The organism is Arthrobacter sp. Dra40, from assembly GCF_059091905.1.
Genome location: NZ_JBNHHB010000020.1, coordinates 57523 through 72106, shown reverse-complemented (window position 1 = coordinate 72106; position 14584 = coordinate 57523). Strand labels below are relative to the sequence as shown.

Sequence of the window (14584 nt, the reverse complement as noted above, 5' to 3'; positions counted from 1 at the left end):
GGGCCTGTTCACCGGCGACGCGGGGACCAAGAGCGAGGCCGAGGCGCTCACGTTCGGCGGGCAGGCGGGGGACCAGTACGACGAGTGCTACCACCAGGCCTGCGACACCATCAAGAACGTCGACATGGCGGTGCTGGAGCAGATGACCGAAACGCTCATGAGCGCGACGGTCTCGCTCGGCGGCATCGACGGCGCCCTCGCCAAGGGTGCTGCAACGGAACAGGGCGCCGGTTGAGGCGTCGCGAGGCTCAGGCCTAGAACTCAGGCCTTCACGAGAGCCGGCGCCTCATTGTGGCCGGTGGTGCCCGAGCCGAGGTAGCGCTCGATGCTGACGGGGCAGTTGCCAAGCCCGGCGCTCTGCCCCCGACGGCGGAAGTTGATGACCTGGCCGGTTCGCCCGCACCCGCAGGTGCCCATCTCGACGTCGCCCACGTCATCGGTGAGCAGGAATCCGGGATAGCTGGTGTTGAGGGCGTCCAGTACGGCGATGGTGCCGGTCTCCCCCGGAGCGAGTTCCGTGCCGATCTGGCCCGGGTCGCGGATGGAGATGTAGCACCACGGCGGGACGTGCTTGCGATGCAGGTGGCATTCGACAGCGAGCATGTTTGACTCGATCATCCCGTACATGTCGCGCACGTTGCCGGGGCGCACGGCGAGCAGGTCGTGGCACCGCTCCCAAAAGCCCTCGGCAGGGATGGCCTCGGCCGTGTGCCGCTTCCAGCCGCCCAGGGTGATGATCATGCTGTACGGGTCCAAGCGCGCACTGACCTTCTCCTGCTCGAGGAACCGGAGGAGCCGGCCGATGAGGAACGGCGGACCGACGATGTGCCGAGTCATGTGGCCCTTCCACCGGCGCAGGTGCTCCAAGGCCTCCCTGGCGTTGAACGCCTGGTCGGCAACGAGGTATGCGTGGTAGTCGAAGACGCTGTTCAGGATGTTGAAGTCCTTGAGCAGACCCATCTCCGAGGCTTCGGCATCCGACGGATTCAAGAAGAGGCCCGCGCCCCCGGACAAGTTGAAGAACTCCCGATAGGTCCCGATCAGGCCAACCAGCGCGCGGGTCATCGTCTCGCTGTTGCGGCGGGCGACGGACTGGACACCGCGGGTTCCGCTGGAGCGGGTCTCGGTCTCGACGTCGGCCAGGGAGCAGGTGAGCAGCACCTGGGCGTCGGGACGCTTGAACATTCCGACCGGCAACAGGGGCAGGTCTTGCAGGTCGTGGATGTCGTTGATCGTGGCGGGATCGACTCCCAACGCGTCACACTGGGCACGATAGAAGCCGTTTCTGGCCTGGTGATAGATCGCGGCGTCCCGCAGGACGTCTGTGACCGACTGTGCCCAGTCGTCGGGAGACTGGACGTGTGCCTGGGACACATTCCCCAGCATCTGCGCTAGCGAGAGCATTGTGTCACTCCTTGGTGGGTGCGAATCGATGAACGTGGTTGGGCCGCCGGGTCAGCCGTACCTACGCAGCTCGGAAAAGAAGTCCTCGACCACCCGGAGTTGCCCGCTGTTGGCAAGTTCGTCGTAGACGTACTTGCCAACCGCCAGGTCGAGCACGCCCAGGCCGAACGGCGAGAACACCACGGGGCGGTCGTCCGCCGGTGAGACCTTTCCTTCCATGACGTCGGCCAAGGTGCCGTCGACGAAGTCCCGGTGGCCGACCATCTGCTCCACCAGATGGGCCGACGTCCCGGCTTTCAAGCAGTGGTCGACATCGTCGAGGATGTTCGTCGACGCCAACAGGATCTCCGGGGCCAGGTCGCGCAGGGACACATGCAGCACCAGCGGGTTGTGCGCGAACCACGTCGGGTCTTGCACATGCGGCTGGCTCGCCACCGTGGCGAACACGACGAGGTCGCTGCTTCTGATCAGCTGCTCGGGGCCATCGTGCACGGTCACCCGGGCTTGGGTGCCGCTGCGTTCGAGATAGCCCTTGAAACCCTCCGCGCTCTCGGCCGAGAGGTCGAACACCCCGATCTCGTCGAAGGACCAGTCGGTCGCGTTCAGGAAGGTGTGGATGTAGCGGGCAATGAGGCCAACGCCGAAGAACCCGATGCGTCTGGGGCGCCCGCGTCCTCGGCTGAGCCAGTCCGCAGCGGCGGCGGCCGATGCGGCCGTCCTGGAGGCGCTGATAATTGAGCTCTCCATGCACGCGAAGGGGTAGCCCGTCGCCCGGTCGTTGAGGATCAACACCGCTGAGGCACGCGGAATCCCCGACGCCACGTTGTCCGGGAAGCTGGAGACCCACTTGATGCCGTCAACCTCCACCTCTCCGCCGACGGAGGCGGGCAGGGCGATGATGCGCGAGGTGGGTCGGTCCGGGAAGCGAAGGAAGTAGGACGGGGGGTTCACCGAGTCTCCGGCTGCATGCACCCGGTAGGTCTGCTCGACCAGCTCGACGACCTGTTTCTCCCGTCCCTGGAGCACTTGCTGCACCTGGGCCCCTGCAATGACCGCGAAAGGCGGAACCGTCTTCGGCTGTACGGCGGCTGGGACTGGGGGAGTGGCGAACTCTGTCATGGTGCACCGTCCTGGGTGTGGGTATCGAGATCGAATACGTTGCGCGGCTCGGCCATGCCGACGAGGATCTCCCGAGGTCCCTCGTACGCCTCGCGGCTGTGCGCCATGCGGACGTTGTCGACCAGCATGAGGTCCCCCTGTTCCCAGGGGGTTCGAAGGGTGTGGGCCTCGTAGATCTCGTTCAGGAGGGCCACGATGTCCTCGCCGATCGGCTCGCCGTTGCCAAAGCGGGTGTTGAACGGCAGACCGTCGGGACCGTAGACGTCCACCAGGTATTCCCGCACCTCAGGCGCGATCGTCCATTCGTTCAGGAATGCGACCTGATTGAACCAACAGCGTTGGCCGGTCGCCGGGTGCCGAACCACGGCCGGTCGCCGCTGCCGGGTGCGCAGCTCCCCGTCAGGCTGCCACTCGAACTCGATCTCGTGCGCGCGGCAGTAGCTCTCGACGTCGGCGCGTTCAGAGACCCCGAACGCCTCCTCGTAGGTGGCGCCGATATCCTCGTTGTAGCTGCGGGCGAGGAGCCACCCCTCGCTTTCGAAGCGCCGGACGATGTCGTTGGGGATGGCGTCGAGCACGGCGCTGGCGTCCGCCAAACCGGTCACGCCACCAACGCTGGGTGCCCGGAGGCAGGCGAAGAGCATCAGTCCGGGGAACTCAAGCGCGTAGCTGAGCTCCTGATGCATGCACATCGGCTGGTTCGCGGGCCACGTGAGGGATGAGTACACGCCGTCCAAGTAGGGCTGCCGGGTGGCGAAAGCCTCCCGGTCCTGCATGAGGCCGCCGGGAACCAGCCGCTGGAAGGCATCGGCCACTTCGGCTGGGTCACGGAGGCCCAGGCCGCGGACCAGTACTGCGCCGTGATCATTCACCGCCGCGCGCAGCGCCTCACGGTTCTGTTCGGCCCACCGCACCGGGTCGTTGCCGTACTCGACGGTGAGCATCGGCGCTCGGCCGGCTTGGCGTTCCACGTCGAATTGGATCCTGGGTGTTTGAGACGACATCAGAGGTCCTTTCCTTTCACGGGTAGCGGGTGGGGGTGGCCAACCGGTCCTCCCGCCGGGGCGATGGAGTGGGGCTCCGCGACGGCAGCATCCGCCAGGGACGAGGCCTCGAGCAGAGTTGCCAGATCTGCCAGGACGGGCGTCTGCATGATGTCCTTGATCGACACCGCGCGCTTGAGCAGCACGGCGAGCTTCACCGCGGACAGCGAGGTCCCGCCCAGAGCAAAGAAGGAGTCCTGCCCGCCGATACGGCCCGCCGGTAGGCCGAGCACCGTCGCCCATGCCTCGGCGAGCCCCTGTTCGGTGGCCGACAGGGCTCCCGTGGCGCTGCCGGCCTCGGGAACGATTTCCCGCGCCGTGCGGGTCAGGGCCTTCCGGTCGATCTTGCCGTTGCCGGTCAGGGGCAGACTCTCCTGCCACCTGTACGCCGACGGAACCATGTAGCCCGGTACCCGCGTGGCCATCTCGCTGCGGATTTCGTCGACCTCGAGCGACCGGTTGCCGGAGTAGAACGCCACCAGGAACTTGGACGGTCCAGCGCCCTCGCCCTCGCCCGCGCCCTCGCCGACGACGACGGCGCCGTCGCGGACGCCGGGAACCCGCAACAGCGCGTTCTCGATGTCGCCGATCTCGATGCGGAACCCGGAGATTTTAACCTGGTTGTCCCGCCGGCCCAGGTACACCAGCTTGCCGTCCGGGGACCAGCGGCCGTAGTCGCCCGCACGGTAGAGCCGCGCGCCGTCCACGTAGGGGTCGGTGGAGTACGCCTGCGCCGTCCGCTCCGGATCGTTGATGTAGCCGCGGCCCACACACACACCGGAGAAGGCGATCTCGCCCGGCGCACCGAGCGGCACGAGCCGCTGCCGCTCGTCGAGGATGTGGATCCGGACGTTCGGGATCGGCGGGCCCAGTGGTACAGAGTCGCCCGCGGGTGCTGCGCTCATCACCTCGTGGTTCGTGTCGTCCGAAGTCTCCGTCAGTCCGTAGGCGTTGACCAGCTTGACGTTCGGCAGCACGTCGAACCAGCGGTGGACTAGCTCACGTTTCAGGGCCTCCCCGGTCGCCGAGACGCAGCGGAGGTGCGGCAGGGCACGGGGTTTGCCGCCCAAGTATGCCACCACCGCGTCCAGATACGACGGGACGACCTGGAAGACTGCGACCGAGCCCCGTTCCACCGTGTCGACGAACCGCTCGACGTCGAGGATGCGGTCCTGCCCGACGATGAGTGTGCGGCCGCCGACGAGCAGGGCCGAGACCAGTTGCCACAGCGAGATGTCGAAGCATTGGGGCGCGCTCTGAGCAACGACGTCGCCGGGGCCGATCCCCAGGTCCTCGATCTTGGCGTACAGGTGGTTCACCATCCCGTCGTGCTCGCACATCGCACCCTTCGGTTCGCCCGTGGAGCCCGAGGTGAAGTAGACGTAGGCGAGCTGGTCTGGGCGCACGTCCAAGCCGAGGTCGTCGTCGGCGTGCCCCTCGGCCTCGACGTCCTCGAACAGAAGCTTCGTCAATTCAGGCATCCCGTCGAGTGCCTCGTCGAGCGTGCTGGTACTGCCGTCTTCGGTCAGCACCATCCGGCACCCGGCCCGGGTGAGCGTTCTGGCGATTCGGTCGGCCGGGAAGTGCGGTTCGATCGGCAGGTATGCACCTCCGGCCTTGAAGATGGCGATGACGGCGGCCATCCACTCCAGGTCCCTTTCGGCGACGACTGCCACGACGTCCTCCGCCCGTAGACCGCGCGCGAGCAGGGCGCGGGCGATCCGGTTGGCGCGGACATTCAGCTCCGAGTACGTCCACTCCCGCTCGTCCTGAACGGCGGCGATGCGCTCGGGATGCTCCCTGACACGCTCCTCGAACAGCTCATGGAAGCGGCGTTCGGGCCGGGACCGCTCGGGTCCGGCCAGCTGCTCTAGTTGCAGCCGCCGCTCGTCGGGATCGACGAGGCCGACGTCGGCAGGCTCCGCGTCGGGGTCGGCGACCAGATGGCGGAGCGCGCTCAGGTGATAGCCGGCGATCCGCAGGGCTGCGTCCTCGTCGAGGACGTCGCTCCGGTAGCGCAGGCGTAACGCTTGGCTACCCGCGGCGTCGCCGAGGGACACGACCAGGACGAGGCCCTCCGCGAGTTCGGGATCGTCGTCCTGGTCGGTGCTGAGTAGCACCTCGAACGCGGCGGAAGCCGACGGCTGCCCCGCCTGTGGTCCACCGCTTCGATCGGCGCGGGCCCGGACCTCCCGGATGTGCGCCGCGGAAACCAGCGCCCGCCATGACCCTTGTCCCAGATTGAGTTCGCAGGGCCATGTCCCTGACGCGTCCCTGCAGCCAATGGTGACCTCTGCTTCGCCGGACAGCGCCTGGAGCACCCTTGCATGAGCCGCCAGCCAGATCGATGCAGGGGTGGCGTCCAGCGTGCGGGACAGTGTCCACACGGCCTGGCGCAGGTCCTCGGGAACGGCCACCTCGACCCGCCCCTGACCCGGCCGGCGGTCCTGTGTCCATCTGGGAATCACCGTCGGCGCCGCTCCCACGGGGGCGGTCCGGTCGTTGCCCACACCTGAAGAGTGGTCGGCGACGGTGCGGCAGGTCAACGCAGAGGTGGTGGTCATGACACGGGCCTTTCCAATGCGACGGGGGACGTGGCGGTGGTTCGGGCCTCTTCGGCCGGGTTACCACCCCACAGGCTTCCCCGAGGGAGGGTCGTCCCCTTCATCACGAAGGAGTCGGCGGCGACAACGGCACCGTCTTCAATGGTCACGCCGTAGTGGACAAAGGCGGCGACGCCGAGCGTGACGTCGTTCCCGACGACGTTGTAATCGGACTTAAACATCCCGTCCTCTTGGGAATGGGACTGGACCGTGGTGCCGTTGTTCAGCGTGCAGCGGGAGCCGACCGTCACCAGCGTCCGCTCGATGAACGCGCAGCCGTCGTCGAAGACCCGGGAGCCCATCCGCACGCCCAGCAAGCGCCAGACCAGCGGCTTGAACGGCGTTCCGTTGAAGAGAGCCAGGTACCGGCTCTGGGCCATCAACTTCCAGTACCGCTCGTGCCACCAGAAGTAGGGGTTGTAGATGGAGCACAACTGAGGCCGGAGCCGCCGGAAACCTGTTGCGAGGTGCTGGATGCCGACGGGGACCAGCACGCCGAGGAGGAGCATCACGACGAACGACGCGCTGATCGCGAGGAAACCGAATTGGTCGGACAGTTCGAGGCCCGCGAACATCGCCAGCAGGGCCAACGAGGAGTTGAACCACCGCGCCAGCATCAAGAGGGCCATCGTGCGCAGGTTGTGACCGTTCTTGGCCGCAAGGTCCCGGCGGAGGCGGTCAGGGCTCCTGTGCTCCTCGGGTAGGGCGTCCCGCAGCACGGAGCGCGGGATCTCGAACGCCGGCGATCCGAGCAGGCCCACGTCTTGGCGCACCGGCCCGTCGATGGGGACCATGACCTTGGTCGCGAGCAGACAGTTGTCCCCGGCCTTGGCATCGGCGGGGTACAGGACGGCGTTGCCCAGGTAGTTGTGAGCACCGATTGCGACCTCGCTGACCTTGAACGACGTCGCCGAATAGTCCGTGTTCATGAAGGACACCCCGTCGGCGATCATCGTTCCGGTGCCGATGGTCGAAAGGAACGGGTTGTCGTGCTTGAACCCCGTGCCGAAATTCGAGCCGGTCTGTTGGACCTGCGGCTGATGGTACCCGATGGCCCGCACGTAGTTCACGACGTAGGAGCTGTCGCCGAACAACGCCCCGAGCATGGGACTGTTGGTCATCTTGGCCACCGCCCTTGCCGCCGCATCACGCAGCCCGAACAGCGGATACACCGTGTCGGGCTTCACCGCGAGTTGGAGCAGCACCGGCAGTGTCGTGATGAGGGCCAGGGCCACGATCGTTCCGCCGAAGACGGCCAGGCCGGCGTAGATGGCGGCGTCGGCGTAGAAGACCCAGTCAGTGAACGCCAACTCCTCCGGCTCCATCAGGGCCGCGACGTTCGGGTTCGCGAGGATGACCAGCGCGATCGCCAGTCCCCACATGGTGCGGCCCAGTCCGAGCGTGCCCAGGAGCTGGGAAACGGCGAACCATCCTCGGCGCCAGGGCCGGTAGGGCGTCGGGTCGACCGTTGCGTAGTCCGCACCTCCCTGCCTGCCCGGGGAACCGTGCCACCGCTCGCCTTCGGGCACGGCTTGGCCGGTGTAGAGAGTGGACCGGTGGCCTAGTTGCGAGCGGTCGCCCATCGACGTGTTGATGTCCAGGACGCTGCCCTCGCTGACGGTCACGTCCCTTCCCAGCGTGACCCCGCCCATCTGGATGACTCCGCCGTGGGCACGGTAGCCGTTGAGCATGACGTCCTTGCGGATCACCGTTCCCTCACCGATCGTCAGCAGATCGGTGCAGATCGGGAGCCGATTGGTCATGATCATCACGTTGCGGCCGACCTTCGCGCCCATGGCCCTCAGGTAGAAGGTCGTCAGCGGCGAACCGGTCATCAGCGAGAGGGGAGAGGTGCGCATCAACGCCTTGACCAGCCAAAACCGGAAGTAGGCGATACTCCAGATGCGGATCTCCCGGGGCCGGAAGCGCCCGATGAAAATCCACTTGGCGGCCACCGGCAGGATGCACAGCACCACGAACGTCGCAGCGGCATAAGCGATCGACCGCAGGTAGAGCTCCCAAAAGTCCGTCCCTTGACCAACCCAGTGGTGGTTGCCCGGACCCGCGGCCGGGAACAACCACTGGTATCCCACGACCATGATGAAGCCCGCAAGCAGGCAGTAGCCGATGTAAACGAGCACCTGGAGGGCGCCGCAGACGACATACTCCCAGGTCCGCGCATCCATCGGCGGCGGCGTCTCCGGCACGGAGGCCACGACGGGCGAGGACTCCGCCTCTTTTACCTGCTGCGAAGGAAACTGCAGGGCCGCCGCCAGAGCGGAAATGTTCGGGTTGCCGTAGATCTCTTTCATGGACACCTGGGGCAGATCCGGCTGCTTCCGCACCCTGGCGCAGAACTGCGCCATCACCAGCGAGTCCGCGCCCAGATCGTGGAAGAAGTCATCGCCCACCGCGACCTGCTCGACGCCAAGCACTCCGGCGAGCACCTCGGCCAGCCGCTCCTGCAGCGGCACGGACACCGCGTCCGCCGGTGCCAGGGCCGCGGCAAGCGCCGATATCGTTGGGTTCTGGTAGATGTCTTTGATCGACACCGCTGGCAGGTCTGGTTGTTTGCGTACGCGGGCGCAGAACTGCGCCATGACCAGCGAGTCGGCGCCCAAATCCTGGAAAAAGTTGGCGTCCACCGGCACGTGCTCGATGCCGAGCACGCCGGACAGCACCTCAGCCAACCGGTCCTGCACCTGCACCTGGGCGGTCGGCGACGACTTTTCCGCCGGTGTCAGGGCCGCGGCCAGCGCCGAGATCGTGGGGTTCTGGTAGATGTCCTTGATTGATACAGCAGGAAGATCCGGCTGCTTGCGCACGCGGGCGCAGAACTGCGCCATCACCAGTGAATCTGCCCCCAGCTCCAAGAAGAAGTTGGCGTCCACGGGGACATCGTCCTTCTGCACCACCGATGCGAGAAGTTCCGCCAGCCGGCGCTCCAAGGCAACGCCTGCACCTGTGGCCGGCGTCGCTGGATAACGGTTCCCGGCCGGAGCCGCGGGTGCCGCAGGAGTCGAAGGTTTCGTCTCAGTTGTGGAACGCGGAGTCCCCTGCAGGTTGTAGACGGGCAGTTTCACTGCACAAAACTCCTTAGTGAGGCAGTGGCGACGGAATCGGCCGCGGGTGCAGGTGCGGGTGCCGTGTGCCGACGCCCCGACGCCGGGTCGGACCGTCGGTCCGGAGCCACCGTCATGTCGGCGGTGGCGAGCGCTTCGGCCCCGAAGTGGTCGAGCACCCAGTCGGGGTCGTAGACGGTTTCCAGGTACGGGCGGCCCAAGTCCGGCGAGATGGCCACCGCCGTGGCGTCTTGGGCGTGGTGGTCGGCGAGCCAGGACATGGCGCCGTGGACCACGGTCCCGGTGGAACCACCCAGCATGAACCCGCCCGCCGCGAGGCGGTGGCAGGCGCGCACCGTGTCCAGTTCCTCGACCATCACCACGTCATCGATCAAGGACTCGTCGAGCTGCGGCGGCCGCACGCTCATCCCAAGGCCCGGGATCAGGCGGGTGGCCGGCTGGCCACCGAACGAGACCGACCCTACGGCGTCGACCGCGACGATCCGGACATCGGGCCGGTGCTCGCGGAAGTACCGCGCGCAACCCATCAGGGTTCCCGTTGTCCCGGCTCCCACGAACAGCACGTCCAGTTCGGGGAACTCATGGGAGATCTCGGGGGCGGTCCAGCGGTAGTGCGCTCCCCAGTTGCCGGGATTGGAGTACTGGTTGAGCCAGACGTACCGCTCGTCGGACGCGCACAGGTCCCGGACGTGGTTGAGCCGGGCCCCGAGGAAGCCGTCGACGGGATCCGGTTCGGTGACCAGGTCCACTTGCGCCCCGAGCGACTCCATGACTTGCCGGGTCGCCGGGTTGCAGCGCGGATCGATGACGCACACGAAGCGGTATCCCTTGCTGGCGGCGATCATGCTGAGCGCGACGCCGAGGTTTCCGGAAGAGGACTCCACTAGGGTGGAATCGGGGCCGATCAACCCCTCCCGCTCGGCGCACTCGACCATCTCCCGCGCGGGCTTGAGCTTGATGGAGCCGGCGAAGTTGAATCCCTCGATCTTCAGGTAGAGGCGGCGGCCCAGCATCCCTTCCAAATCGACGAACAGGCTCTGCTCGTTGAACAGGTGCGGATCCTTAATGATCGGCATGATATCCCTCGTTCTCCTGACATGAGCTTGGTCACGAGGGTCGCCAAAGAATGGCGGGTTGGATCAGTGAGCATCGCTGTTCCCCCAAGAACCCCATGAAGCTGCAAGTTTGCAATGCCTTTTTAGTGAACCCCCGCCCCCGTTATCGCGACGTTATTGCGCCGTTATTGGCACAGGTTGGGGCTCGTCGAATCCGCGGTCTGGAGAGACGGAGCCGACCCGAGAATCCTGCTCCTGCTTCGGTGATTTCCGACGCTCAGCGTGCGGCCTTGGAGGTGTTAACGCAGGAGCAAACGGCGTCCCACGGTGAGTGCGGCGGGCGTGGGTTCTGCTGGTGGCCGCGGATGGGGACACTGCACTATGGTGTGGGAAAAGCACCCCAGAGCAGGCCTTTGGCCGGAATGGATACAACATGCCGGAACAAGTGGACATTCACGCCCTGCAGCAAGCCACGGTGTGGGACAACGCGGACCGGAAACTGGGAGTGGTGGGTCAGGTGCACCAGGACCCGGTCACCGGAAGCATCCAGTGGATCACGGTGGGCCTGGGGTTGGCGGACAGCATTGAAAAGTTCGTACCGATTGACGGGGCGCGGATTCAGAAACACGACGTTTTCGTCGCCTACAGCCACGACACCATCAAAGACTCGCCCTCGCAGGCGGCCGCCGATGGATTGACCCCAGAGGAAGAAGCCGAGCTGCGCCGCTACTACGGCACCGAGCGCTAGCGTCCCGTCAGGCCCTAGTGCTGACGGTGACCGTGAATTTGGGGTTGCGCGCCACCTGGCGGGTGGGGCCCACTAAGCGGTTCAACGCCGGCTTGTAGGCCAAATGGCTGTTCCAGACCGTCCACAATTCTCCGCCGGGGGCGAGGACGCGGCCGGCGTCAGCGAAGAGCTTCAGGGCAATGCCGGCGTGGACGGTGTTTCCGATATGGAACGGTGGATTGAGCACGATCAGCTGCTCGGAAGCCGCGGGCAGCGAGGATAAGGCATCATCCCGCCGCACCTCCACCCGGTCCGCAACCGCGTTTCCCTCGGCGGTGGCGCGCGCCGATCTGACGGCGGAGGCCGACTGGTCCGTGGCCAGCACCCGCATCTCGCCGCGGGCCAGGGCCAGGTAGGCGGCGATCGTCCCGTTGCCGCAACCAAGATCGACCGCCCGGTCGGCCTGCCGGGCACCGGCGAGCAAGGGGAGCAGGTACCGGGTGCCCGGGTCCACCTTGGGTCCGCCGAAGGTGCCGCCGAAGGCGACCAGTCGCAGCGGATGGGGGAGGCCGACGTCGTGCTCTTCGGCGCGAGGGAAGCGCGCGCCCACCGACGGCAGCGGACCAGAGGCGGTGAGGATCCGCGCCTTCTGCCGCGCCAGGCCGGCCGTGACGGAGGAGAACGACGTGGCCAGCACGGAATTCATCGCGGTGCTCATGTGCTTCACCCGGCCGCCAGCCAGCACCGTGACACCGGGGGAGGCCGCCGCGGCGATGCAGCCAGCAATCTCTTCCAGCGCGTCGAGCGAGCGCGGCAGCTGAAGAAGCACCAGGCGGGCCCCTTCAAATGCGGCGGGCTCCAGCAGGCGGTGGCTGTAGCCCGCCAACCCGAGCCGTGAGGCGTTGTTGTCCAGCGCGCGCTCCGAGCTGAGGGCGTCCTGCACCACCCGGACTCCCTGCTGTCCGGCAGCGGTCAGTGCCAGCGTCAGCGCCCCGTAGTGGTCGTTGACCACCGCGATCCGGCTTCCCTCCAGACCGGCGAGCAGCGGCTGGGCGGTGTCCAGCAGGAGCTTGTCGGCCGCGTCGTAGGCGAACATGTTGTCCGCTTCCACGTCCGGCCAGCGCCGGAGCAAGGCAAAGTCGAAGGTTGGCTGGAGGCTTCCGGCGTCGTCATCGCGATGTTCAGCCAAGGTCCACCCACTCCGTCCCCAGCTCCATCGGCGCGGGACCGCCCGATGTCAGTGCTGCCAGCTGTTCTGTGAATCGTTCGATCACGTCCGGCTTGTCTTCCAGGGCGAGCCGGATCCGCACGTCGGAGGCACCATAGTCGCTGCCCAGCACAACCGTTCCCGACGCCCGCAGGTCATTCTCCAACCGGCCGGCGTCCGCGTGCATCGTCGGCGCTGCCAACAACCGCATCCGGCGCCGCTGCACCATCTGTGCGGTGGCTACGGCCTGTGACACCGATTCTGAATAGGCCCGCACCAGCCCGCCCGCGCCCAGCAGAATCCCGCCGAAGTAACGCACGACGACGGCGGCGACGTCGCTGAGGTCCGTCACCCCTGGTGCCGTCTCACGTTTGAGCAGGGCTTCCAGCATCGGGATGCCGGCGGTGCCGGAGGGCTCGCCGTCATCATTGGAACGCTGGACCGCGCGGTCGGGGCCAAGCACGAAGGCGCTGCAGTGGTGCCTGGCGTCATGGAATTCGCGGCGCAGTTCCGACACCAGGCCGCGGGCCTCGTCCTCGGTCTCGGCGCGGCGCAGCACCGTGATGAAGCGCGAGCGCTTAATCTCGATCTCGTGACGGTGTTCGCCGGCAATGGTGGTGTAGCTGCTGGCGTTGGGCGGAGGAGGCACATCCTCCAGCCTAATCGCCTTCCTGAGAGGCCGGAGCCTGGGTTCCGGAACTGCTCGCCGTTGTCCACCGCCCCTTGTCCGGCCGGCCAAACCGTGCTTAGTGTGGCGGTACGTGGCCGCCCGAAACGGTGCGGCCGTCCCGGCAACGAACGGTGGAGCCATGGCGAAGAACCAGCCCGAATTCGATCGGCGCATCCAGGGCGAGCAGGAACATGGTCAGGGCACGGACAAATCGGACGCGGAACGAGTGTCGGCTGACCAAGGCGACTCGGCCAATCCCGATCCCCAGGACCAGAACATCACCGGGCTGGAACCCGGCGGCGGTGTTCCCCCTGGAGAAACGCCGCCTGCCGAGGACCAGATGAGCGCAGACCAGGGGCACGAGGAATAACCCGGCCCGCCTTCTCTGTGCGGCGGCCGGCGGGCCGCACGGTCTAGCCTGGCGTGCTGGCTAGACTGAGGTCGTGCTGAGAATCGGACTGACAGGTGGAATTGCTGGCGGAAAATCGCTCGCTGCCCGGCGATTGGCGGAGCTCGGCGCCACCCTGATCGATGCCGACGCTATCGCCCGCGAAGTGGTGGAGCCGGACACCGACGGCCTGCTCGCCGTTGTCGAAACCTTCGGCCCCGGGATCCTGGACGCCGAGGGCCGGCTCAACCGCCCGGCGTTGGGCGCCTTGGTGTTCAACGATTCGGCACAACGCGAACGCCTGAACGCGATTGTGCACCCGCTGATCCGCGCGCGGGCGGCCGAGCTGGCAACAGCCGCAGGCGAGGGCGGAATCCTTGTCCAGGACATCCCGCTGTTGGTGGAAACCGGGCAGAGTCCCTCTTTCCATTTGGTCTTGGTCATCGACGCGCCCGAAGATGAGCGGCTGCGGCGCATGGTTGAAGACCGGGGCATGACCGAGGCGGATGCCCGTTCCCGGATGGCCGCCCAGGCAACGTCGGCAGAACGCAGGGCAGCCGCCGACGTCGTGCTGGAAAACACCGGCACCCGTGAGCAATTGCTGGCTGCGCTCGACGTGCTCTGGGAGGAGCGGCTGGTGCCCTTCAACCAGAACCTGCTGGGCGGCAGGCTGGCTCCGCGCATCGGGCCACCGGTCCTGCTGGATCCGCAGCCGCAGTGGCCCGCGCAGGCAGCCCTGCTCGCGGAACGCATCAGGCGCGCCGACCCGCGGATTCTGGCGGTCGATCACATCGGGTCGACGGCGGTTCCGGGCCTGCCGGCCAAGGACGTGCTGGACCTGCAGGTCACAGTGGCCAGTATGGAGGACGCTGATTCCGCCGCCGACGCACTGGCGGCGGCAGGTTTCCCCCGTTGGCCGGGCAGCTGGCGCGACACCGCGACACCGCGGCATCCTGAGCCGGGCGACTGGGCCAAGAGGCTGCACGGCAACGCCGATCCGGGCCGGGCCGTCAACGTGCACATCCGGGCGGCTGGCTCGGCGGGGTGGCGCTTTGCCTTGCTGTTCCGTGACTGGCTGCGGGCCGATCCCGGCGCGGCCGAAGCGTATTTGGCCGAGAAGCGGCGGCTGGCCGGCCTGCATGCCTCCGACGCGTCCACCGGCCGCTACGCACGGGCCAAGGAAGAATGGTTCAGCCAGGCGGCAGACCCGCAGATGAACCGATGGGCGGCGGACAGCGGGTGGAAACCGCCCGCCCTCGGCGCCTAACGCCAGCCCTCGGCGCCT

General features: G+C 67.0%; 12 protein-coding genes. 4 read left to right on the top strand and 8 right to left on the bottom strand.

The window, feature by feature from the left end; translation table 11 throughout:
* The coding region (locus AC5RWT_RS11810; protein ID WP_494080378.1) for a M28 family peptidase at positions 1–235 on the top strand (235 nt) is incomplete at its 5' end.
* Between the two features lie 26 nt (positions 236–261).
* Here AC5RWT_RS11810 and AC5RWT_RS11805 read toward each other — a convergent pair.
* Genes AC5RWT_RS11805 through sbnA form a run of 6 tightly spaced genes read right to left on the bottom strand, consistent with a single transcriptional unit; the run spans position 262 to position 10328 of the window.
* The gene (locus AC5RWT_RS11805) at positions 262–1404 is read right to left on the bottom strand and encodes a LuxE/PaaK family acyltransferase (RefSeq protein ID WP_494080377.1); all 1143 of its coding nucleotides are present in this window, start codon (positions 1402–1404) and stop codon (positions 262–264) included.
* 51 nt (positions 1405–1455) lie between these two features.
* Entirely contained in the window at positions 1456–2523 is a 1068-nt protein-coding gene (gene sbnB, locus AC5RWT_RS11800; protein WP_494043901.1) for a 2,3-diaminopropionate biosynthesis protein SbnB, read from the bottom strand.
* On the bottom strand, positions 2520–3527 hold the full coding sequence (locus AC5RWT_RS11795; RefSeq protein WP_494043900.1) for a TauD/TfdA family dioxygenase: 1008 nt from the start codon (positions 3525–3527) through the stop codon (positions 2520–2522). Before AC5RWT_RS11795 ends, sbnB begins: the two co-directional genes overlap by 4 nt.
* Entirely contained in the window at positions 3527–6130 is a 2604-nt protein-coding gene (locus AC5RWT_RS11790) for a non-ribosomal peptide synthetase (RefSeq protein WP_494080376.1), read from the bottom strand. Before AC5RWT_RS11790 ends, AC5RWT_RS11795 begins: the two co-directional genes overlap by 1 nt.
* Positions 6127–9252, bottom strand: a complete 3126-nt coding sequence (locus AC5RWT_RS11785; protein WP_494080375.1) for a Pls/PosA family non-ribosomal peptide synthetase — start codon at positions 9250–9252, stop codon at positions 6127–6129. Before AC5RWT_RS11785 ends, AC5RWT_RS11790 begins: the two co-directional genes overlap by 4 nt.
* Complete coding sequence (gene sbnA / locus AC5RWT_RS11780; protein WP_494080374.1) at positions 9249–10328, bottom strand: 2,3-diaminopropionate biosynthesis protein SbnA; 1080 nt, start codon at positions 10326–10328, stop codon at positions 9249–9251. The genes AC5RWT_RS11785 and sbnA overlap by 4 nt, the downstream gene beginning before the upstream one ends.
* Positions 10329–10740: 412 nt before the next feature.
* Here sbnA and AC5RWT_RS11775 point away from each other — a divergent pair, with 412 nt between their 5' ends.
* A complete protein-coding gene (locus tag AC5RWT_RS11775) occupies positions 10741–11055 on the top strand; it encodes a PRC-barrel domain-containing protein (RefSeq protein ID WP_494080373.1) in 315 nt (104 codons plus the stop codon).
* 7 nt (positions 11056–11062) lie between these two features.
* Here the strand turns inward: AC5RWT_RS11775 and AC5RWT_RS11770 are convergent, their stop codons facing one another.
* Positions 11063–12223, bottom strand: coding sequence for a class I SAM-dependent methyltransferase (locus AC5RWT_RS11770; RefSeq protein ID WP_494080372.1), 1161 nt, complete (start codon positions 12221–12223; stop codon positions 11063–11065).
* On the bottom strand, positions 12216–12899 hold the full coding sequence (locus AC5RWT_RS11765; protein ID WP_494080383.1) for a YigZ family protein: 684 nt from the start codon (positions 12897–12899) through the stop codon (positions 12216–12218). Before AC5RWT_RS11765 ends, AC5RWT_RS11770 begins: the two co-directional genes overlap by 8 nt.
* Before the next feature lie 151 nt (positions 12900–13050).
* Here AC5RWT_RS11765 and AC5RWT_RS11760 point away from each other — a divergent pair, with 151 nt between their 5' ends.
* Both AC5RWT_RS11760 and coaE read left to right on the top strand, forming a co-directional pair.
* Positions 13051–13281, top strand: a complete 231-nt coding sequence (locus tag AC5RWT_RS11760) for a DUF6480 family protein (RefSeq protein ID WP_494043894.1) — start codon at positions 13051–13053, stop codon at positions 13279–13281.
* Positions 13282–13354: 73 nt separating this feature from the next.
* Complete coding sequence (gene coaE, locus AC5RWT_RS11755) at positions 13355–14566, top strand: dephospho-CoA kinase (protein ID WP_494080371.1); 1212 nt, start codon at positions 13355–13357, stop codon at positions 14564–14566.
* Positions 14567–14584 lie beyond the last annotated feature (18 nt).

What these genes read in the sequence shown, in the direction of transcription:
- AC5RWT_RS11805 (WP_494080377.1), bottom strand. Translation starts at nt 1,404, where the DNA reads ATGCTCTCGCTAGCGCAGATGCTGGGGAATGTGTCCCAGGCACACGTC.
- sbnB (WP_494043901.1), bottom strand. Translation starts at nt 2,523, where the DNA reads ATGACAGAGTTCGCCACTCCCCCAGTCCCAGCCGCCGTACAGCCGAAG.
- AC5RWT_RS11795 (WP_494043900.1), bottom strand. Translation starts at nt 3,527, where the DNA reads ATGTCGTCTCAAACACCCAGGATCCAATTCGACGTGGAACGCCAAGCC.
- AC5RWT_RS11790 (WP_494080376.1), bottom strand. Translation starts at nt 6,130, where the DNA reads ATGACCACCACCTCTGCGTTGACCTGCCGCACCGTCGCCGACCACTCT.
- sbnA (WP_494080374.1), bottom strand. Translation starts at nt 10,328, where the DNA reads ATGCCGATCATTAAGGATCCGCACCTGTTCAACGAGCAGAGCCTGTTC.
- AC5RWT_RS11775 (WP_494080373.1), top strand. Translation starts at nt 10,741, where the DNA reads ATGCCGGAACAAGTGGACATTCACGCCCTGCAGCAAGCCACGGTGTGG.
- AC5RWT_RS11760 (WP_494043894.1), top strand. Translation starts at nt 13,051, where the DNA reads ATGGCGAAGAACCAGCCCGAATTCGATCGGCGCATCCAGGGCGAGCAG.